Annotated in this window: 17 protein-coding genes and 1 pseudogene; 12 read left to right on the top strand and 6 right to left on the bottom strand. The window is 71.6% G+C overall.

What is annotated here, in order from left to right:
- Positions 1 to 2: 2 nt before the first annotated feature.
- Positions 3 to 929: a DMT family transporter gene (locus tag ACWGJM_RS03825; protein ID WP_453410049.1), complete on the bottom strand. Its 927-nt coding sequence runs from the start codon at positions 927 to 929 to the stop codon at positions 3 to 5.
- Between ACWGJM_RS03825 and ACWGJM_RS03820 the strand changes: the two genes are divergently transcribed.
- Positions 928 to 2439 (top strand): aminotransferase-like domain-containing protein, encoded by a 1512-nt coding sequence (locus ACWGJM_RS03820; protein ID WP_453410048.1) that lies wholly within the window; start codon positions 928 to 930, stop codon positions 2437 to 2439. The genes ACWGJM_RS03825 and ACWGJM_RS03820 overlap by 2 nt on opposite strands.
- Positions 2440 to 2492: 53 nt before the next feature.
- Here ACWGJM_RS03820 and ACWGJM_RS03815 read toward each other — a convergent pair.
- A pseudogene (locus ACWGJM_RS03815) lies at positions 2493 to 2765 on the bottom strand (hypothetical protein); the annotation flags it as partial.
- Here ACWGJM_RS03815 and ACWGJM_RS03810 point away from each other — a divergent pair.
- On the top strand, positions 2764 to 3222 hold the full coding sequence (locus ACWGJM_RS03810) for a GNAT family N-acetyltransferase (RefSeq protein ID WP_453410047.1): 459 nt from the start codon (positions 2764 to 2766) through the stop codon (positions 3220 to 3222). The pseudogene ACWGJM_RS03815 and the gene ACWGJM_RS03810 overlap by 2 nt on opposite strands.
- Before the next feature lie 53 nt (positions 3223 to 3275).
- A complete protein-coding gene (locus ACWGJM_RS03805) occupies positions 3276 to 3869 on the top strand; it encodes a histidine phosphatase family protein (RefSeq protein WP_453410046.1) in 594 nt (197 codons plus the stop codon).
- A 275-nt stretch (positions 3870 to 4144) separates the two neighbouring features.
- Here the strand turns inward: ACWGJM_RS03805 and ACWGJM_RS03800 are convergent, their stop codons facing one another.
- Positions 4145 to 4588 (bottom strand): DUF6314 family protein, encoded by a 444-nt coding sequence (locus ACWGJM_RS03800; protein ID WP_453410045.1) that lies wholly within the window; start codon positions 4586 to 4588, stop codon positions 4145 to 4147.
- Between the two features lie 2 nt (positions 4589 to 4590).
- Positions 4591 to 4881, bottom strand: a complete 291-nt coding sequence (locus ACWGJM_RS03795) for a hypothetical protein (protein ID WP_453410044.1) — start codon at positions 4879 to 4881, stop codon at positions 4591 to 4593.
- 112 nt (positions 4882 to 4993) lie between these two features.
- Between ACWGJM_RS03795 and ACWGJM_RS03790 the strand changes: the two genes are divergently transcribed.
- On the top strand, positions 4994 to 7477 hold the full coding sequence (locus tag ACWGJM_RS03790; RefSeq protein ID WP_453410043.1) for an alpha-L-arabinofuranosidase C-terminal domain-containing protein: 2484 nt from the start codon (positions 4994 to 4996) through the stop codon (positions 7475 to 7477).
- Here the strand turns inward: ACWGJM_RS03790 and ACWGJM_RS03785 are convergent.
- Together ACWGJM_RS03785 and ACWGJM_RS03780 are read right to left on the bottom strand one after the other, a co-directional pair.
- Positions 7464 to 7904 (bottom strand): carboxymuconolactone decarboxylase family protein, encoded by a 441-nt coding sequence (locus ACWGJM_RS03785; RefSeq protein ID WP_453410042.1) that lies wholly within the window; start codon positions 7902 to 7904, stop codon positions 7464 to 7466. The two genes, ACWGJM_RS03790 and ACWGJM_RS03785, sit on opposite strands and share 14 nt — an antisense overlap.
- Positions 7901 to 8332 (bottom strand): MerR family transcriptional regulator, encoded by a 432-nt coding sequence (locus ACWGJM_RS03780; RefSeq protein WP_453410041.1) that lies wholly within the window; start codon positions 8330 to 8332, stop codon positions 7901 to 7903. The genes ACWGJM_RS03785 and ACWGJM_RS03780 overlap by 4 nt, the downstream gene beginning before the upstream one ends.
- A 254-nt stretch (positions 8333 to 8586) precedes the next feature.
- Here ACWGJM_RS03780 and ACWGJM_RS03775 point away from each other — a divergent pair, with 254 nt between their 5' ends.
- From ACWGJM_RS03775 to ACWGJM_RS03740, 8 genes are all read left to right on the top strand, one after another.
- Positions 8587 to 11256 carry a YfhO family protein gene (locus tag ACWGJM_RS03775; protein ID WP_453410040.1) on the top strand — a complete coding sequence of 890 codons (2670 nt, stop codon included), beginning with the start codon at positions 8587 to 8589 and terminating at the stop codon, positions 11254 to 11256.
- A gap of 140 nt (positions 11257 to 11396) precedes the next feature.
- Positions 11397 to 11729, top strand: a complete 333-nt coding sequence (locus ACWGJM_RS03770; protein WP_453410039.1) for a hypothetical protein — start codon at positions 11397 to 11399, stop codon at positions 11727 to 11729.
- Between the two features lie 175 nt (positions 11730 to 11904).
- Positions 11905 to 13329: an MFS transporter gene (locus ACWGJM_RS03765; RefSeq protein ID WP_453410038.1), complete on the top strand. Its 1425-nt coding sequence runs from the start codon at positions 11905 to 11907 to the stop codon at positions 13327 to 13329.
- Positions 13330 to 13373: 44 nt separating this feature from the next.
- Positions 13374 to 14402, top strand: coding sequence for an N-acetyl-gamma-glutamyl-phosphate reductase (argC, locus tag ACWGJM_RS03760; RefSeq protein WP_453410037.1), 1029 nt, complete (start codon positions 13374 to 13376; stop codon positions 14400 to 14402).
- Entirely contained in the window at positions 14399 to 15550 is a 1152-nt protein-coding gene (gene argJ / locus ACWGJM_RS03755) for a bifunctional glutamate N-acetyltransferase/amino-acid acetyltransferase ArgJ (protein ID WP_453410036.1), read from the top strand. The genes argC and argJ overlap by 4 nt, the downstream gene beginning before the upstream one ends.
- A 111-nt stretch (positions 15551 to 15661) precedes the next feature.
- The gene (gene argB, locus ACWGJM_RS03750; RefSeq protein WP_453410035.1) at positions 15662 to 16594 is read left to right on the top strand and encodes an acetylglutamate kinase; all 933 of its coding nucleotides are present in this window, start codon (positions 15662 to 15664) and stop codon (positions 16592 to 16594) included.
- Complete coding sequence (locus tag ACWGJM_RS03745) at positions 16591 to 17787, top strand: acetylornithine transaminase (protein WP_453410034.1); 1197 nt, start codon at positions 16591 to 16593, stop codon at positions 17785 to 17787. Before argB ends, ACWGJM_RS03745 begins: the two co-directional genes overlap by 4 nt.
- Before the next feature lie 7 nt (positions 17788 to 17794).
- Positions 17795 to 18334: an arginine repressor gene (locus tag ACWGJM_RS03740; RefSeq protein ID WP_453410033.1), complete on the top strand. Its 540-nt coding sequence runs from the start codon at positions 17795 to 17797 to the stop codon at positions 18332 to 18334.
- Positions 18335 to 18470 lie beyond the last annotated feature (136 nt).

The raw sequence follows: 18470 nt of genomic DNA, 5'->3' as shown, positions 1-18470 counted from the left end.
CCTCACGATCGCGACCGTTGGGTGACGGCGATGCACACGAGCACGGCGGCGGCCGTCAGCGGAGCGGCCGCCGTAAGGTGCTCGCCCAGCAGCAGCACCGACCACACCAGTGTGAGCAGCGGCTGCGCCAACTGCAACTGGCTGGCCCGCGGGATCCCGATGGCCGCCATGCCCCGGTACCAGACGACCAGCCCGAGGAACTGCGAACCCGCCGCCACCCACAGCACCCCGGCCACGCCGTGCGCGGTCAGGCGCACCGGTTCGTACGACAGCGCCAGCGCGGCGGCCGGGACGGTGAGCGGCAGGCAGAACACCAGCGCCCAGCCGATCACCTGCCAGCCCGGCATCACCCGGGCCAGCCGGCCGCCCTCGGTGTAGCCGGCCGCGCACACCAGCAGCGCGGCGGCCAGGTAGCCGTCGGCTGTCGTCAGCGCGCCGCCGCTCTGCTGCACGGTGAAGGCGAGGACCGCGCCCGCGCCCGCGAGGGCCGCTGCCCAGAACGTACGGGAGGGCCGGGTGCCCATGCGCAGGGCGGAGAAGAGCGCGGTGGTCAGCGGGAGCAGGCCGACGACCACGGCGGCGTGCGCGGTGGTGGAGGTCTGAAGGGCGAGGGTGGTCAGCAGGGGGAAGCCGAGCACCACTCCGGCGGCGACGACGGCGAGACCCGGCCAGTGCCGGCGGGCGGGCGGGGGTACGCGCAGGGCCAGCAGGCAGGTGCCCGCGATGGCGGCCGCGAGAACGCTGCGCACCGCCACCAGCGACCAGGGCCCGAACCCCTCCAGGCCCCAGGCGGTGGCCGGGAAGGTGAGGGAGAAGGCGAGCACACCGAGGGCGGCCTGGAGGGTGCCGCCGAGACCGGGACCGGGACGCTGCCGACGAGTGGTGACCGCTATCGTTGGTCCGGCAGTAGCGCTACTCTGTACTCTCATGCAGCAGCGTAACAGCGTCGTCGAGCTGGCGAATCAACTGAGACGGGAGCTCGACCGCTACCCACCAGATGGAAAGCTCCCGTCGAGCCGGGCTCTGGTAGAGCGATACCGGGTGAGCCCGGTGACCGTCTCGCGGGCGCTGGCACAGCTGGTCGCCGAGGGACTGGTCGTCACCCGGCCCGGTGCCGGAGCCTTCCGCGCCCACTCGCGCGCTGCGCCCCCGGCCACCGGGGACACCTCCTGGCAGGAGGTCGCGCTCAGCGCCGACGGCGCCGCCGAACTCGTCCCGCGCACCGTCGACGCCTCGGGGGTCACGGTCTCCCTGGCCGCCCCGCCGCCGGGCGTGCTGGAGTTCAGCGGTGGCTATCTGCACCCGTCGCTCCAGCCGGAGCGGGCGATGGCCGAGGCCCTGGCCCGCGCCGGGCGGCGCCCCGGCGCCTGGGGCCGCCCGCCGCTGGAGGGGTTGCCGGAACTGCGGGAGTGGTTCGCGCGCGGCATCGGCGGGGCCGTCACCGCCGCCGAGGTGCTGATCGCGGCGGGCGGTCAGTCCGCGCTGGCCACCGCGCTGCGCGCGCTCGCCCCGCCCGGCGCGCCGGTACTCGTCGAGTCGCCCACCTACCCCGGCATGCTGGCCATCGCCCGTGCCGCCGGACTGCGCCCGGTGCCCGTACCGGTGGACCCCGACGGGGTGCGGCCGGAACTGCTCGCCCGCGCGTTCCGGGCGAGCGGCGCCCGGGTGTTCGTCTGCCAGCCCCTGTTCCAGAACCCCACCGGAGCCGTGCTCGCCCCGGAGCGGCGCGCAGAGGTGCTCGGCATCGCCCGGGAGGCGGGCGCCTTCGTGGTCGAGGACGACTTCGTACGGCGCCTGGTGCACGCGGACGCGGGCCCGCTGCCGCGCCCGCTGGCCGCCGACGACCCCGACGGCGTCGTCGTGCACGTCGGCTCGCTGACCAAGGTGACCTCGCCCAGCTTCCGGGTCTGCGCCCTGGCCGCCCGGGGGCCGGTGCTGGAACGCCTGCGCGCGATCCAGGTCGTCGACTCCTTCTTCGTGCCCCGCCCGTTGCAGGAGGCGGCCCTGGAACTCGTCGGCTCGCCCGCCTGGCCCCGCCATCTGCGCACCGTCGCGACCGAGCTGAAGGCCCGCCGGGACGCGATGACCACCGCCCTGCGCCGCGACCTGCCCGAACTGGCCCTGCCGCACATCCCCTCGGGCGGCTACCACCTCTGGCTCCGCCTCCCCGACGGCACCGAAGAGTCCGCCCTCACGTCCGCCGCCCTGCGCGCGGGCGTGGCGATCACCCCCGGCCGCCCGTACTTCAGCGCCGAGCCCCCGGCGGCCCACCTCCGGTTGAGCTTCGCGGCGGTCGCCGGGACGGGGGAGATCGCGGAGGGGGTACGGCGACTGCGGACGGCGTGCGACGAGGTGCTCCAGGGCACGGTCACGCTCCCGGAGACGACCTCCAGCGACTCGAACAGCTCGGGTGTCGGACGGACGCCGGTCATCCGGTGAGCGAGGGCGCCGCATCCGCACGCCCGCATCTGCGTGAGGCCCGCGTTGATGTTGCGGAAGTGCGAGACCACCGTACGACCGGCGCAGACCGGGAGCATCACCTCGCGCCTGACACCGACATAGCCGTTGGACAAGTACTCCGGCCTGATGGAGGCGTACTGTGCCACGCTCGTCAGGGGACTCAGTGCTCGTCGAGCCACGCGTAACCGGCGGCCGTCGTGGTGTCGGTCTTGGGTGCAGCATCGCAGCCGCCGCTGACAACGCCCCCGCACCCAGGGGCGAATCCGTTCGACACCGGCGCTCCCGCCCTGCGAGTCTCCCGGCATGACCGACACACCCGCCCTCCCCGAAGGCTACGAGTTCTCCGCCGACTCCGGCCGCGTCGACGTCGACCGCGTCCACGGCTGGCTGTCCACCGACGCGTACTGGGCGATCGGCCGTCCCCGCGAGAAGCAGGAGCGCGCGATGGCCGCCTCGCTGAACTTCGGGGTGTACGACACGGCCTCGGGAGAGCAGGTGGCGTACGCGCGCGTGGTGACCGACGAGGCCCTGTTCGGCTGGCTCGCGGACGTGTACGTCGACCCGTCGGTGCGGGGCAAGGGCGTCGGGACGGCGATGGTCGGCGCCATCCGCGAGCACCTGCGGCCGTACGGGCTGCGCCGCCTCGTGCTCGCCACCGACGACGCCCACGGCGTCTACGAGAAGCTGGGGTTCCGGCCGCTGGACCGTCCGGACCAGTGGATGGTGCACAGCTTCGGGCAAGGTCCCGCATGCCCTCGGTAACTCCCGGGTAACGCCCTCTTGACCTGCTTACTTACGCGGCTCACCATCACCGCATGCAACTTCGGGTCACGTTCGTCGCCACAGCACGCAGCGCCCCGCTGCTCGCCGAGCGCTTCGAGGACGACCGGCCGCTGGACCAGGCCGGCTGGGACGAGGTGCAGCGGGTCGCGGGGGAGCTGCTGCCGCTCGCGGCGGCCGAGCTGCGCTACTGCTCGCCGACGCCGCGCAGCCGCGCCACCGGCGACGCGCTGGGGTACGCCCCGCTGGTGCAGCTCGCCCTGCGGGACTGCGACATGGGCCGCTGGCGCGGGCTCACCCTGGGGGAGGCGATGGCCCGGGAGCCGGAGGCGGTGGACGCCTGGCTCGCCGATCCGCGCTCCACTCCGCACGGCGGCGAGTCCCTGCTGGCCTTCATCTCCCGCGTCGGCGGCTGGCTGGACACCCGCCCCGCCGACGACGGCGGCCGCATAGTCGCCGTCGCCGAGCCCGCGGTGATCCGCGCCGCCCTGGTCTACGCCCTGAAGGCACCGCCCTCGACCTTCTGGAACATCGACGTCCGCCCCCTGTCCACCACCACCGTCATAGGCCACGCCGGCCGCTGGAACCTCCGCTTCGACGGCATACCACCCCAACGCACCCGCACGTGAGGAGCACGGCCGGGCCATGAGCCCGTCGTATTCGGCGCGGAGCGCTGGAATCCCTCGTCGACGGGGCGCAAGCGCAGCGCCGCGCACGAGGTCGCTCGGCGGGATCGCCCGTCTGCCCGGGGCAAGCGCGACCCGTGGGCGAACCGCGGGTCCGCCGTGTCCGGCGCCGGCCGCGGCAACCGCCGGTTCGACGGCATATCGGCGCAATGCACGCACGCACGCGCGCGTGGGCAGCGCAGCCCACCTGCGGGCCCTGGCCATGAGTCCGGAGCGGCTCAGCGCACGCGCGCGTAGTCCGTGGTGAGGACGAGGTCCTTCGCGGGACCGCCCACCCGCCACACCGTCCGCCAATGGTCTGCGTCCCGGACCGTGAACTCGCCACGGTAGAGGTCCGCCGCGCACGGATGCCCGGCGACGTAGCGTCCGGACCTGAGGTCCAGCTCGTGGAAGGGCCGCCCGTCGGCGAACCGCACGTCGGCCGTGCCCGGCTCCGCGCCCCGCAGGAACCGCAGCGTGCGCTCGGCCGGCCGCGGGACACCCTGCCAGGTGAAGGTGCCGGCTTCCTCGTGCAGCAGGCCGCCGCCCTCCAGCGGGCCGAAGAGAGCGATCCCCCGGAACAGCCCCTCGTCACCGCTCGCCAGATCCCGCACGGTGCGCTCCACATGCCACCGCCCGGCCAGATGCCCGAGCACGTCCGCCACGGGCCAGAACTCGCCCATCGTCATCCCCGCTTCGGCCGGCGGCGCCACCCGTCCGGGGAATCGGCCGGCGCCTTGCGGTCGGCCTGGGACTGGATCTCGTAGTGCGAGGCGTGACTGGTCGTGCGGAAGGCCTCCTCGTACGCCGCCAGGGCCGCGCCCACGCCCGCCCCCGCGGCCCCCCGACGCCGGATCAGCCGGGCCGGCCAGGTGAAGAAACCCAGGACCGCGGTGAGACCGGCGAGCAGGACCAGGTACGGCAACAGCGCATCCATGCCGTCGACGATACGTTCCCGCCCCATTGACGCGCTCATGCCTCCTGCCTATCTTGCGTTCGAAGTGCTGACCGCCGTCCGATATTTCGACCGTCCGTCAACGGCTGCAACGACTGCATCGACCGCAACGACCCAGAGCCGCGGAGTATCCATGTCACGCACCACCCGCAATCGCCTCAGACTCGGCCTAGGGGCAAGCGCTTTCCTCCTGGCCGTCGGCCTCGTCCCCGCCCCCGCGCACGCCGAGGACGTCACCGACTACGCGATCACCGTCGACCCGAGCGCCAAGGGCGCCGAGATCGACGACACGATGTACGGCGTCTTCTTCGAGGACATCAACCGTGCCGCCGACGGCGGCCTGTACGCCGAACTCGTCCAGAACCGGTCCTTCGAGTACTCCACCGACGACAACAAGTCGTACACCCCCCTGACCGCCTGGACGGTCGCCGGCACCGCGCAGGTCGTGAACGACTCCGGCCGGCTCGACGAGCGCAACCGCACCTACCTCTCTCTGGGCGCCGGTTCCTCGGTCACCAACTCCGGATACAACACCGGCATCGCCGTCGAACGGGGCGAGAAGTACGACTTCTCGGTGTGGGCCCGCGCGGCGAGCGGCACCGCCCTCACCGTCGCCCTCCAGGACGCCGACGGCACGCTGGCGACCTCCCGCAGGGTGGCCGTGAAGGGCGGCTGGGCCCAGTACAAGGTCACCTTCACCGCGACCCGCACCAGCACCACCGGCCGCCTGACCGTCGCCGCCTCCGACGCGGCGGCCCTCGACATGGTGTCCCTGTTCCCGCGCGACACCTACAAGCACGAGCCGAACGGCCTGCGCAAGGACCTCGCCGAGAAGATCGCCGCCCTGCACCCCGGCTTCGTGCGCTTCCCCGGCGGCTGCCTGGTCAACACCGGCTCCATGCAGGACTACAGCGAGGCCTCCGGCTGGCAGCGCAAGCGCTCCTACCAGTGGAAGGACACCATCGGCCCGGTCGAGACGCGTGCCACCAACTCCAACGTCTGGGGCTACAACCAGAGTTACGGCCTCGGCTATTACGAGTACTTCCGCTTCGCCGAGGACATCGGTGCCATGCCCCTGCCCGTCGTTCCCGCCCTGGTGACCGGCTGCGGCCAGAACAAGGCCGTCGACGACGACGCGCTGCTCAAGCGGCACATCCAGGACACCCTCGACCTCATCGAGTTCGCCAACGGCCCGGTGACCTCCACCTGGGGCAAGAAGCGCGCGCAGATGGGCCACCCCAAGTCCTTCCGCCTCACCCACATCGAGGTCGGCAACGAGGAGAACCTCCCGAACGAGTTCTTCGCCCGCTTCAAGCAGTTCCGCGCCGCCATCCAGGCGAAGTACCCGTACATGAAGGTGATCTCCAACGCGGGCCCGGACGACTCCGGTTCCACCTTCGACACGGCCTGGCAGCTCAACAAGGACGCCAAGGTCGACATGGTCGACGAGCACTACTACAACAGCCCGCAGTGGTTCCTCCAGAACAACGACCGCTACGACTCCTACGACCGCAGCGGCCCCAAGGTCTTCCTCGGCGAGTACGCCTCCGGCGGCAACGCCTTCAAGAACGGCCTCGCCGAAGCCGCGTACATGACCGGCCTGGAGCGCAACGCGGACGTCGTCGAACTCGCCTCCTACGCCCCGCTGTTCGCCAACGAGGACTACGTCCAGTGGAGCCCGGACATGGTGTGGTTCAACAACCACGCCTCCTGGGGCTCCGCCGACTACGAGGTCCAGAAGCTCTTCATGAACAACGTGGGCGACCGGGTGGTGCCCTCGACGGCGACGGGCACACCGTCGCTGCTCGCCCCCATCACCGGCGCGATGGGCCTGTCCACGTGGAACACCAGTGCCGCCTACGACGACGTCAAGGTGACCGACGCCGACGGCAACACGCTGCTCACCGACGACTTCTCCGGCGACGCCGCGAAGTGGACGCACACCGGAACCGGCAGCTGGAGCGTCCAGGACGGGAGTTACGTCCAGACGGACACCGCCGCCGAGAACACCATGGTCTCCGCCGGCGACACCGCCTGGCACGACTACGACCTGCGTGTGAAGGCCACCAAGAAGTCCGGCAAGGAGGGCTTCCTCGTCGCCTTCGGCGTCAAGGACACCGGCAACTACTACTGGTGGAACCTGGGCGGCTGGAACAACACCCAGAGCGCCGTCGAACAGGCCGTGGACGGCGGCAAGTCCACGCTGATCTCCAAGGCGGGGTCGGTGGAGACGGGCCGTACCTACGACGTCGACGTGAAGGTGCGCGGCCGTCAGGTCACCCTCTACCTCGACGGCCAGGAGTGGGGCAGCTTCACCGACGACAAGCCGGCCGAGCCCTTCCGGCAGGTCGTGACCCGGGACGCGAAGACCGGTGACCTGATCGTCAAGGTGGTCAACGCCCAGTCCTCGGCGGCGCGTACGGCCATCGACCTGGGCGGCGCCAAGGTGTCCTCCAAGGCTCGCGTGACCACGCTGGCCGCCGCGCCCGACGCGGTGAACACGGAGACGGCCACCCCGGTCATCCCGGTCAAGTCCACCTGCTCGGGGATCGCCGGCAAGTTCACGTACACCTTCCCGGCGAACTCCGTCACCTTCCTGCGGATCAAGCAGAGGTAGCCGCGCTCCCACCCGCGGGCTGCTGTCCCAGTGGCAGCAGCCCGCGCTCGGCGAAGACCTTCTTCGCGGCGAAGGTCGCGTTCAGCGCCCGCGGCATGCCGCAGTACACGGCCGAGTGCAGCAGCGCCTCGACTATCTGCTCGGGCGTGAGACCCACATTGAGGGCCGCGTTGACGTGCACGTCCAGCTGGGCCTCGCAGCCGCCGAGCGCGGTGAGCGCGCCCAGGGTCACCAACTGGCGGTCGCGCGGGGCGAGTCCGGGGCGGTCGTAGATCTCCCCGAAGGCCCAGGTGACGACCTGGTGGCCCAGTTCGGGGCTGATGTCGGCGAGTGAGTCGACGACCCGCTGGCCGGCCTCGCCGTCGACCCTCTTCAGGACCTCCAGGCCGTGGGCGAAACGCTCTTCACGGGTGGTGCTCTCGCTCATGTCGGGTCTTCCGTTCCCGGCTGCCCGGGCTCCTGGCTCAGCAGCCGTTCGTAGGTTTCGATCTTGTCGTCCAGCGCCGCCGCATTGCGCCTGAGCACCCGGATCCGCTCCATCAGACCGGCCCGGTGCTCGCGGAGCATCGCCAGCCGGTCGGCGACGGTCTCCTCGCCCCTCGACCGCAGCCGTGCGTAGCGCTGCATGTCCGCGATCGGCATGCCCGTCTCGCGCAGCCGAAGCAAGAACTCAAGCCAGGCCAGGTCGGCCGTGTCGTACCGGCGCTGGTTGCCGGTGCTGCGGCCGACCCGCTCGATCAGGCCGGCCTTCTCGTAGTAGCGCAGCGTGTCGTGCGAGAGGCCGGTGCGCTCGGCGACCTGCGCGATGGTCAGAGAGGTCTCCCGGTCCCGCGGGAGAGGCTGTCCGCTGGTCATGGCAAGAACGGTAGAACCTGGAGCGCGCTCCAGGTCAAGCGGCGCTGCCGTCGGCGCTTCGGCCGCGCCCGTCAACCGGCCGGTAATTTACTGGACATCTCTTATTCAGCTGAAAGTCGGAAATCCGTTCCGTGAAGCCTCGGTTCGCATATTCGGAATTCCCTCACTCACTTTTCGGTGATGACACAACCGTTCTCAAATACGGCCCGTCTAAGGGGATGGATCGACGAATTCAGCTGGGGGGCTTTCCGAGAATGCGACGCACCATCCTGCCCGGGGGCGGCGGCAATGTCCGGCGGGCCGCCTCCCTGCTCGCGGCGGCCCTCACCGTCACCGCGTTGTGCGCCGGCGACGCCATCGCCCGCAGCTACCCTTTCGGCCCCCGGACCCGGAGCGTCAACGACCTGGGCAACCAGTACGTGCCCTTCCACGCACACCTGTGGGACCTGCTGCACGGACGCGCCGACGGCGGGCTCCTCGTCAACTGGCAGTCGGGCTTCGGCTCCAGTTTCCTGCCCGACTTCGGCACCTACCTCAGCAGCCCGTTCGCCTTGCTGGTGGCGGTGTTCCCGCGGGACCGGATCGACCTCGCGGTGTACGTGATCACCGTGCTGAAGACGGGGTGCGCGGCCGCCGCCATGGCCTTTCTGCTGCTCACCCTGCGCCCGGGCCGCTGGTGGGCCGCGGGACTGCTGGGCGCGTCCTACGCCCTGTGCGGCTGGAGCGTGGCAGCCGCCTCGTACAACCCGATGTGGCTCGACGGACTCATCGCCCTGCCACTGCTGTGCCTGGCCGGCGAATGGACGCTGACCGGACGGCGTCCGCTGCTCGGTGTGCTGGTCGTCGCGGCCGCCTGGATCGCCAACTTCTACACCGCCTACATGGCCACCGTCGGCGCCGGGCTGGTGCTGCTGCTCCGGCTGCTGCTCGCCGGCCTGCCGCGCCGGCGGGCGCTCGCGGCGGCGGGCCGCGCCGGCCTCACCTTCGCGCTCGGTGTGGGCCTGGCCGCACCGCTGGCGACGGTGGTGTACTTCGGCTCCAAGCACGCCTCCCCGGGCAGATTCCAGGAGTTCGTCCCGGCGACGGGGGAGGACCTGGCGGCCCGTCTGCTGCCGACGACGTACAGCTTCGGCACGCCGGCCGTCTACGTGGGCATCACGGCGCTGCTGCTCGCCCTGGCCCTGCCGTTCCACCGGGCGGTGCCCCCGGCGGTGCGCACGGGGTGGACACTGCTGGTGGTCGCGGTGACGCTGTCGATGCAGTGGAACCCGACCCATCTCGCCTGGCACGCCTTCACCGCACCGCAGGGCAGTCCGTACCGCCAGGCCTTCGTCCTGTGCGCGCTGCTGGTGATCGCCGCGTGGCACTCACTCTCGTACGGTCCGCCCGACCGGCGCGCACTGCTCACCGCGAGCGCCCTGCTCGTACTGATCGTGGCCGTCGCGAGCCGGAGCCATCTGGTACGCCCGTACGCCTGGCCGGTGCTCCTGCTCGCCGCCGTGGGCGCGCTGGGCGGGCTGGCCCTGCTCGCCGGCGCGCACGGCGGGCGGCTCGCCGGCGGCACGCGCCGCACCGTGCTGACCGGGCTGACCGTCGCGCTGCTCGTCGGTGCGCAGTTCGGGGAGGCCACCGCCAACTCCGCCGCGACCACCCGGCAGCGGTACGCGAGCATGGACGACTACGCCCCTTGGGGAGAACGGCAGCGGCAGCAGTCGGAGGCGATCGCCAGGGCCGACGGCTGGCCCCGCTACCGTACGGACCCGGGCCGGGAACAGACCGTCGGCAACGACCCGTTGCTGGTGGGCGGCCAGGGCGCCCAGTACTACAGCAGCCACACCTCCGACGTCCTCTTCCGCACGCTCACCGCCCTCGGGGCCGGCTGGACCTCGGGCGGCCGGAGCCCGCAGAGCCTGGACAACGCCGTCACGGACGTGATCTTCTCCATCGGCGCGCGGGTGCACTCCCCGCCGGACCCGCATCAGAAGTGGCCACCCCAGGACGGCAGGCGGCTGACTCTGTCCCGGCGGGACGTACCGCCCCTGGTCACGGTGCGACCGTCCGGCACCGCCGCACACCGGCCCACAGGGGTCTCCGCCTTCGGGCCGTCGCCGTACCGCAATCAGGAACTGCTGCTCGGCACCCACGTCTACACCGTGCCCCGCCTCACGGTGCGGACCGCCACCGGCAAGCCCCCGCACGGCGGCGATGCCGGGCATCCCGGACTGCTCGTCAGTGCCCCGGCCCCCGGGACAGTGCGGAAGCCGACGATCACGGCCCGGTGTCCGGCCGGCAGCGAGGTGTTCCTGTGGGCGCCGCGCTTCTCGGGCACGGCGCGGCTGGCCGGTGACTTGACCGGCCGGCCGGCCGCACGGTTCAGGTCCGAGCCCTCCGGCGCCAGGATCGCCGCCATGCAGCCGCTCGGCAGGGTCCCGTCCTCCGGACGCCTTCGCGTCGAACTGGCACCCGAGCGGGCCGGCCGCATACCGAACGGCGCGGTCGGCTGCCTGGACACCGCCCGGCTGCACAACGCCGTCGCACGGCTCTCGACCACCGGCGCCACCCGGGTGCGCGCCTCCGACGGCACCATCCGGGCCGAACTTCCCGCGGGCAGCACGGGCACCGCGGTCGTGGCGGTCCCCCGGACAGCGGGCTGGCGCTGTGCCGCGGGGGACGCCGCCGCGGCACCGGCCAGGGAGTACTACGGTCTGATCGGGGTCCCTCTCGACGGCTCCTCGACCAGCATCACGTGCACGTTCCGCCCACCCGGGCTGCGGCTCGGCACGACCGTCGGGGCCGCCTCGCTCCTCACCCTGATCCTGTTCGGCGTCCTCGGCGCCGTCCGCAGGCGGCGGCGTGCCACGGAACCGGCGGTGCCGATATCCACGACCGCTCGGCCACGGGAGCGGATGACCGGCGTCGGCTGACCGCGGCATCGGTGATTTCCTGCTGAATTTACTTGGGTGCCCTTTTCCGCAATGCGGGTTTCGCCCGGCAATTGGAATTCTTCGAGTACGGTGACGTACCGGGGGCGTACCGGGGTAATTACTGAGGCGGACTGACCGCCATGGAGGACGAGATCACCCGCCTCGCAGAGCTGCCCGAACGGGTTACGCGCGGGAGCCGCCGCGATCAGCGGCTCCAGTACGCCCGGACCCCAGGGCGGTCAGCGCGGGCTGACGTCCCCGAGGTCGTCCTCCCGGTGCGGTCGGCCGCGCTCAGGCGGCCGGGCGGGGTGCTGAACGGCCTCTGGCCGGTGGGGCACCTGGCCGAGGTGATCCGCGATCTCGCCGACCACGGGCAGGCGGTGCTGTCGGCCGCCGTGGCGCCGGTGGCCCCGGCGTCGACTGGGACGTCGACCGCGGCCGCCCCTGGCCCGAGATCGTCACCATTGCCGTGACTGGACACTCCTGACCGCCGAGGCCGTGGCGATGGCACCGGACCGGGTGGCGACGATCAGCTGGATCGACGTGGCGGATCTGTGAACACGGGGTGAAATGTCATCGATTCGCCGTTTCATCCCGTTTAGCATGCTGACTGCTCACGGGTTCCGCGGACAGGACGGGGTTGGCGAGGTGCCTTTCGCGGAGTCGGCCGGTGGCGGCGAACCGGGACCCCCGAGGACGGCCCCGACGGCCCCGGCGGCCGCACGGCGCTCCGTGGCACCCCTGCTCGCCGTGTGCGCCGGATACTTCATGGTCATCCTGGACGTCACGATCATCAACGTCGCCGTGCCCGTGGTGGGCCGGGACCTGTCGGCCTCGCTCACCGGCATCCAGTGGATCACGGACGGGTACACCCTGGTCTTCGCCGGGTTCCTGATGACCGGTGGCGCGCTGGGTGACCGGCTGGGCAACCGGCGCGTCTTCTGCTCGGGCGTGGTGGTGTTCACGGTGGCCTCGGCCGCGTGCGCGTTCGCGCCGAACGCCCCCTTCCTCGTCGGGGCCCGCCTGGTGGAGGGGCTCGGCGCGGCGCTGATCGTCCCCGGCTCCCTCGCCCTGCTCCAGGAGGCCTATCCGGCGCCGTCGGCCCGCTCACGTGCCTTCGGTCTGTGGGGGTCGATGGCGGGCATCGCGGCCTCCGCCGGGCCGCTGCTGGGCGGGCTGCTGGTGTCCACGGTGGGCTGGCGGTGGGTGTTCGTCATCAACCTGCCGGTCGGCGTGGCCTGCCTGCTGCTGACGTCGCGGTACGTCGCTCCCTCGCCGCGGAACCCCGACCGGTCCCTGGACTGGCCCGCGCAGTGCGCCGTGGTGGCGGGCGTGGCCCTGCTGACCGCCGCGCTGAACGAGGCCGGACGTCGCGGCTGGTCCGATCCCGCCGTTCTCGCCGGGCTGGGCCTGGCCGTACTGGCCGTCGCCGCGTTCGTGCTGCGCGAGCGGCTCGCCCGGTTTCCCGCCCTTCCGCTGCGACTGCTGCGCTCACGCACGATGAGCGGTGGGGCCGTCATCGGCCTGCTGTTCAACTTCGGCTTCTACGGCATGGTGTTCACCGCCAGCCTGGACTTCCAGCACCAGCGCGGCCTCAGCGCCCTCGAGACCGGACTGGCGCTGTTCCCGGCGGTGGCGATGACCACGTTCGCCTCCGTCCTGTCCGGGCGGATCACCCGGCGCACCGGTGACCGTCCGCTGGTGGTCTCCGGCATGCTCCTGGGTGCCCTCGGGCTGGCCGGCTGGGCCGCGGCGGGTCTGGACCCCGCCTATCCGCTGCTGGTGGCCCCGATGATGGCCACCGGCTTCGGTACGTCCTTCGCGCTCACCGGTTCGACCGCCACCGTGATGGCCGCCGCGCCCCCGGCGTACGCGGGGGCCGCCTCCGCCCTGTTCAACACCACCCGCCAGGTCGGCAGTGCCATGGGCGTGGCGCTCGGCGGCAGTCTGCTCGCCACCAGCACCGACTACGGGGCCGGACTGCGCACCAGCATGATCATCGGGGCCCTCGCCTACCTGACGGCCGCCGCTCTCGCGTGGCGGTGCGTGCCGGCCAAGGCCGACATTGCATAAACGTGCAGCGAAACGTATAGTCATGCCATCCAGAGGAGGGTGACATGGCGGTACGTGCGGCGGTGGCCGGAGCGAGCGGATACGCGGGCGGAGAAGTCCTGCGGCTGCTCCTCGCGCACCCCGAGGTCGAGATCGGTGCCCTGACCGGCAACTCCAACGCCGGGCAGCGGCTCGGCGCGCTCCAGCCACACCTGCTGCCGCTGGCCGACCGGGTGCTGACCGAGACCACACCCGAGGCCCTCGCGGGTCACGACGTCGTCTTCCTCGCCCTCCCGCACGGGCAGTCCGCCGCTGTCGCCGAGCAGCTGGGACCCGATGTGCTCGTGGTCGACATGGGCGCCGACTTCCGGCTGAAGGACCCGGCCGACTGGGAGCGGTTCTACGGCTCCCCGCACGCCGGAACCTGGCCCTACGGCCTCCCCGAACTGCCGGGTGCCCGCGCCGCGCTGGAGGGGTCCAAGCGCATCGCGGTACCCGGTTGCTACCCGACGGCCGTCTCCCTCGCGCTCTTCCCGGCCTACGCCGCCCACCTCGCCGAGACCGAGGCCGTGATCGTCGCCGCCTCCGGCACCTCTGGCGCGGGCAAGGCGCCCAAGCCGCACCTGCTGGGCAGCGAGGTGATGGGCTCCATGTCGCCGTACGGCGTCGGCGGCGGTCACCGGCACACCCCGGAGATGATCCAGAACCTCAGTGCGGCGGCGGGGGAGCGGGTCACCGTCTCCTTCACGCCCACGCTCGCGCCGATGCCCCGCGGGATCCTCGCCACGTGCAGTGCGAAGGCGGTCCCCGGCGTGACCGCCGAGTCCGTGCGGGCCGCGTACCAGAAGGCCTTCGCCGACGAGCCGTTCGTGCACCTCCTCCCCGAGGGGCAGTGGCCCGCGACCGCGTCCGTCCAGGGTTCCAACGCCGTTCAGGTGCAGGTCGCGTACGACGAGACGGCGGGGCGCATCATCGCGATCAGCGCCATCGACAACCTGACCAAGGGCACCGCGGGCGGTGCCGTGCAGAGCATGAACCTCGCCCTGGGGTTCGACGAGACCACCGGGCTTTCCACGATCGGAGTCGCACCGTGAGTGTCACGGCAGCCAAGGGATTCACGGCGGCTGGTATCGCCGCCGGGATCAAGGAGAACGGCAACCCGGACCTGGCCCTCGTGGTCAACACCGGGCCGCGCCGCGCCGCCGCGGGCGTCTTCACCTCCAACCGCGTCAGGGCGGCACCGGTGCTCTGGTCCGAGCAGGTGCTCAAGGCCGGGCAGGTGTCGGCGGTCGTCCTCAACTCCGGTGGCGCCAACGCCTGTACGGGACCGAAGGGCTTCCAGGACACCCACGCCACCGCCGAGAAGGCCGCCGAGGTCCTCGGCCGGGGCGCCATCGAGATCGCCGTCTGCTCCACCGGCCTCATCGGTGTGCTCCTGCCCATGGACAAGCTGCTGCCGGGCGTGGAGAAGGCCGCCGCGCAGCTCTCCGAGCACGGCGGTGAGAAGGCCGCCATCGCCATCAAGACCACCGACACCGTCCACAAGACGTCGGTCGTGACCAAGGACGGCTGGACCGTCGGCGGCATGGCCAAGGGCGCGGGCATGCTCGCCCCTGGCCTCGCCACCATGCTCGTCGTCCTCACCACCGACGCCGACCTGGACAACGCCGGCCTGGACAAGGCCCTGCGGGCCGCCACCAAGGTCACCTTCGACCGCGTCGACTCCGACGGCTGCATGTCCACCAACGACACCGTGCTGCTGCTCGCCTCCGGCGCCTCCGGAATCACCCCGGAGTACGAGGAGTTCGCCGCGGCGGTACGCGACGTCTGCGCCGACCTGGGCCGGCAGCTCATCGGCGACGCCGAGGGCGCCAGCAAGGACATCAAGGTCGAGGTGGTGGGCGCCGCGACCGAGGAGGACGCCGTCGAAGTGGGCCGTTCCATCGCCCGCAACAACCTCCTCAAGTGCGCCCTGCACGGCGAGGACCCCAACTGGGGCCGCGTCCTGTCCGCCATCGGCACGACGTCCGCCGCCTTCGAACCCGACCAGCTCAACGTCGCCATCAACGGCGTCTGGGTGTGCAAGAACGGTTCGGTGGGCGAGGACCGCGACCTCGTCGACATGCGCTACCGCGAGGTCCACATTGTGGCGGACCTCGCGGCAGGCAGTGAGTCCGCGACGATCTGGACCAACGACCTCACGGCCGACTATGTCCACGAGAACAGCGCGTATTCCTCGTGACGTGCCCGCTTGGCTGTCGCGGGGACCGCTCGTCCCGGACGAGTCCGGGATGAGTCTTACATCGCCTCCGCCCGCCCGGCGGCTGATCCGAGATCTTCCCGAAAGTCGGCTATGACGGTCAATCACCCAGAAGAGCGAAAGTCCGCGACCCGTAAGCACACCGCTCTGCCCAAGGCCCAGATCCTCATCGAGGCGCTGCCCTGGCTGGTCCGGCACAACGGCAAGACCGTCGTCATCAAGTTCGGCGGCAACGCCATGATCGACGACGAGCTGAAGGCCGCGTTCGCCCAGGACGTCGTGTTCCTGCACCATGCCGGCCTGAAGCCCGTCGTCGTGCACGGCGGCGGCCCGCAGATCAGCGCCGCCCTCGACAAGCACGGCATCGTCAGCGAGTTCAAGGCCGGGCTGCGCGTCACCACCGAGGACGCCATGGATGTCGTACGCATGGTGCTCGCCGGACAGGTGCAGCGCGAACTGGTCGGGCTGCTCAACCAGCACGGGCCGCTCGCCGTCGGCCTCACCGGCGAGGACGCGCACACCATCACCGCCACCAGGCACCAGCCCGAGATCGACGGGGAGTTGGTCGACATCGGGCGGGTGGGCGAGATCACCGAGATCGACACGGGCGCCATCGAGGCGCTGCTCGCCGACGGCCGCATCCCGGTCGTCTCGTCGATCGCCCGATCCCAGGACGACGGACATGTCTACAACGTCAATGCTGATACGGCGGCTGCGGCTCTCGCTGCGGCACTGGGCGCCGAAACCCTCATGGTCCTCACGGACGTCGAGGGCCTCTACGAGGACTGGCCGCACAGCGACGAGGTGATCAGCCGCCTCACCGCTTCCCAACTGGAGGAACTGCTGCCGGAGTTGTCCTCCGGCATGGTGCCGAAGATGGAGGGCTGCCTGCACGCCGTGCGGGGCGGCGTGCAGACCGCGCGCGTCATCGACGGCCGGGTCCAGCACTCGATCCTGCTGGAGATCTTCACCGACGAGGGCATCGGCACGATGGTCGTGCCCGACGAGCACGAGGGGGAGTCATGAGCAACGAGGAACTGACCGCACGGTGGCAGGGCGCGCTCATGAACAACTACGGCACGCCGCGACTGCCCCTCGTGCGCGGTGCGGGCGCGAAGCTGTGGGACGCCGACGGCAAGGAGTACGTCGACTTCGTCGGCGGCATCGCGGTCAACGCGCTCGGCCACGCCCACCCCGCCGTCGTCGAGGCCGTGAGCGGGCAGATCGCCTCCCTCGGTCACGTCTCCAACCTGTTCGTCGCCGAGCCGCCCGTCGCCCTCGCCGAGCGGCTGCTCCAGCTCTTCGGCCGGGACGGCAAGGTCTTCTTCTGCAACTCCGGCGCCGAGGCCAACGAGGGCGCCTTCAAGATCGGCCGGCTGACCGGGCGGACCCACATGGTCGCCACCCAGGGCGGCTTCCACGGCCGGACCATGGGCGCCCTCGCGCTCACCGGCCAGCCCGGCAAGCAGGAGCCCTTCCTGCCGCTGCCCGGCGACGTCACCCACGTGCCGTACGGCGACGCGCAGGCGCTGGCCGCCGCGGTCACCGAGGAGACGGCGCTCGTCGTCATCGAGCCGATCCAGGGCGAGAACGGGGTCGTGGTACCGCCCGCCGGGTACCTGAAGGCGGCCCGCGCGATCACCGCGGCCACCGGATCGCTGCTGGTCCTCGACGAGGTGCAGACCGGCGTCGGCCGTACCGGCAGCTGGTTCGAGTACCAGGCCCACGAGGGCGTCCTGCCGGACGTCGTGACCCTCGCCAAGGGGCTCGGCGGCGGACTGCCGCTCGGCGCCACCGTCGCCTTCGGCCGCGCCGCCGAACTGCTCCAGCCGGGCCAGCACGGGACGACCTTCGGGGGCAACCCGGTCGCCTGCGCCGCCGGACTCGCCGTTCTCGACACCATCGCCGGCGAAGGGCTGCTGGACAACGTCAAGCGGCAGAGCGAGAAGTTGCGGAGCGGAATCGAGGCACTGGGCCACTCGTTGATCGACCATGTCCGGGGTGCGGGCCTGCTCCTGGGTATCGTGCTCACCGAGCCACTCGCGCCCCAGGTGCAGCAGGCGGCTCAGGAGGCCGGTTTCCTGGTGAACGCGCCCGCCCCCGACGTCGTCCGGCTGATGCCGCCGCTGAACCTCGGCGACGACGAGGCGGACGCCCTTCTCCGGGCCCTGCCCGGCATCCTCGACGCAGGTCACGGGGACGGACGATCCGAAGAATGAGGCGACGATGAGTCAGGCGCAGGACCACGAGCAGCCCGGAGGGCCTGCCGTGCCGCAGACCCGAACCGCCCGCCACCGCCGGATCGTGGACATCCTCAACCGGCAGCCGGTGCGCTCGCAGAGCCAGCTGGCGAAGCTGCTCGCCGACGACGGGCTGAGCGTCACCCAGGCGACGCTCTCCCGGGACCTCGACGAGCTGAACGCGGTGAAGATCCGCAACACCGACGGCGACCTGATCTACGCGGTGCCGAGCGAGGGGGGTTTCCGCACGCCTCGCGCTCCGCTGGGAGAGTCGGCGAAGGAGGAGCGGATGCGGCGCCTGTCGCAGGAGCTGCTGATCTCCGCGGAGGCTTCGGCGAATCTGGTGGTCCTTCGCACCCCGCCCGGTGCGGCCCAGTTCCTCGCCTCGGCGATCGACCAGGCGGAGCTGCACGACATCCTCGGGACGATCGCGGGTGACGACACGTTGCTGCTCATCAGCCGGGAGCCGACGGGTGGGCAGGCCTTGGCGGACCACTTGCTGCGGCTGGCTCAGAACGGCCACTGAGTGGGGCGGCGGCTGTGGTCTGCCGACTGCGGGTGGGCGGGGGCTGATCGCGCCCACGCGACCGGAGCCGCACATCGGCACGGCCGCGCGCCCTTGAGGTGGGTGCAGTCGACGCCCGCCCAGTCGCTCGGCCTGC

The sequence above is a fragment of the Streptomyces sp. NPDC054834 genome (assembly GCF_053611185.1).
The sequence above is the reverse complement of the archived record's forward strand: the minus strand, read 5'-3'. Positions and strand labels throughout refer to the sequence as shown.

What these genes read in the sequence shown, in the direction of transcription:
- ACWGJM_RS03820 (WP_453410048.1), top strand. Translation starts at nt 928, where the DNA reads ATGCAGCAGCGTAACAGCGTCGTCGAGCTGGCGAATCAACTGAGACGG.
- ACWGJM_RS03825 (WP_453410049.1), bottom strand. Translation starts at nt 929, where the DNA reads ATGAGAGTACAGAGTAGCGCTACTGCCGGACCAACGATAGCGGTCACC.
- ACWGJM_RS03810 (WP_453410047.1), top strand. Translation starts at nt 2,764, where the DNA reads ATGACCGACACACCCGCCCTCCCCGAAGGCTACGAGTTCTCCGCCGAC.
- ACWGJM_RS03805 (WP_453410046.1), top strand. Translation starts at nt 3,276, where the DNA reads ATGCAACTTCGGGTCACGTTCGTCGCCACAGCACGCAGCGCCCCGCTG.
- ACWGJM_RS03800 (WP_453410045.1), bottom strand. Translation starts at nt 4,588, where the DNA reads ATGGGCGAGTTCTGGCCCGTGGCGGACGTGCTCGGGCATCTGGCCGGG.
- ACWGJM_RS03795 (WP_453410044.1), bottom strand. Translation starts at nt 4,881, where the DNA reads ATGAGCGCGTCAATGGGGCGGGAACGTATCGTCGACGGCATGGATGCG.
- ACWGJM_RS03790 (WP_453410043.1), top strand. Translation starts at nt 4,994, where the DNA reads ATGTCACGCACCACCCGCAATCGCCTCAGACTCGGCCTAGGGGCAAGC.
- ACWGJM_RS03785 (WP_453410042.1), bottom strand. Translation starts at nt 7,904, where the DNA reads ATGAGCGAGAGCACCACCCGTGAAGAGCGTTTCGCCCACGGCCTGGAG.
- ACWGJM_RS03780 (WP_453410041.1), bottom strand. Translation starts at nt 8,332, where the DNA reads ATGACCAGCGGACAGCCTCTCCCGCGGGACCGGGAGACCTCTCTGACC.
- ACWGJM_RS03775 (WP_453410040.1), top strand. Translation starts at nt 8,587, where the DNA reads ATGCGACGCACCATCCTGCCCGGGGGCGGCGGCAATGTCCGGCGGGCC.
- ACWGJM_RS03770 (WP_453410039.1), top strand. Translation starts at nt 11,397, where the DNA reads ATGGAGGACGAGATCACCCGCCTCGCAGAGCTGCCCGAACGGGTTACG.
- argC (WP_453410037.1), top strand. Translation starts at nt 13,374, where the DNA reads ATGGCGGTACGTGCGGCGGTGGCCGGAGCGAGCGGATACGCGGGCGGA.
- argB (WP_453410035.1), top strand. Translation starts at nt 15,662, where the DNA reads ATGACGGTCAATCACCCAGAAGAGCGAAAGTCCGCGACCCGTAAGCAC.
- ACWGJM_RS03745 (WP_453410034.1), top strand. Translation starts at nt 16,591, where the DNA reads ATGAGCAACGAGGAACTGACCGCACGGTGGCAGGGCGCGCTCATGAAC.
- ACWGJM_RS03740 (WP_453410033.1), top strand. Translation starts at nt 17,795, where the DNA reads ATGAGTCAGGCGCAGGACCACGAGCAGCCCGGAGGGCCTGCCGTGCCG.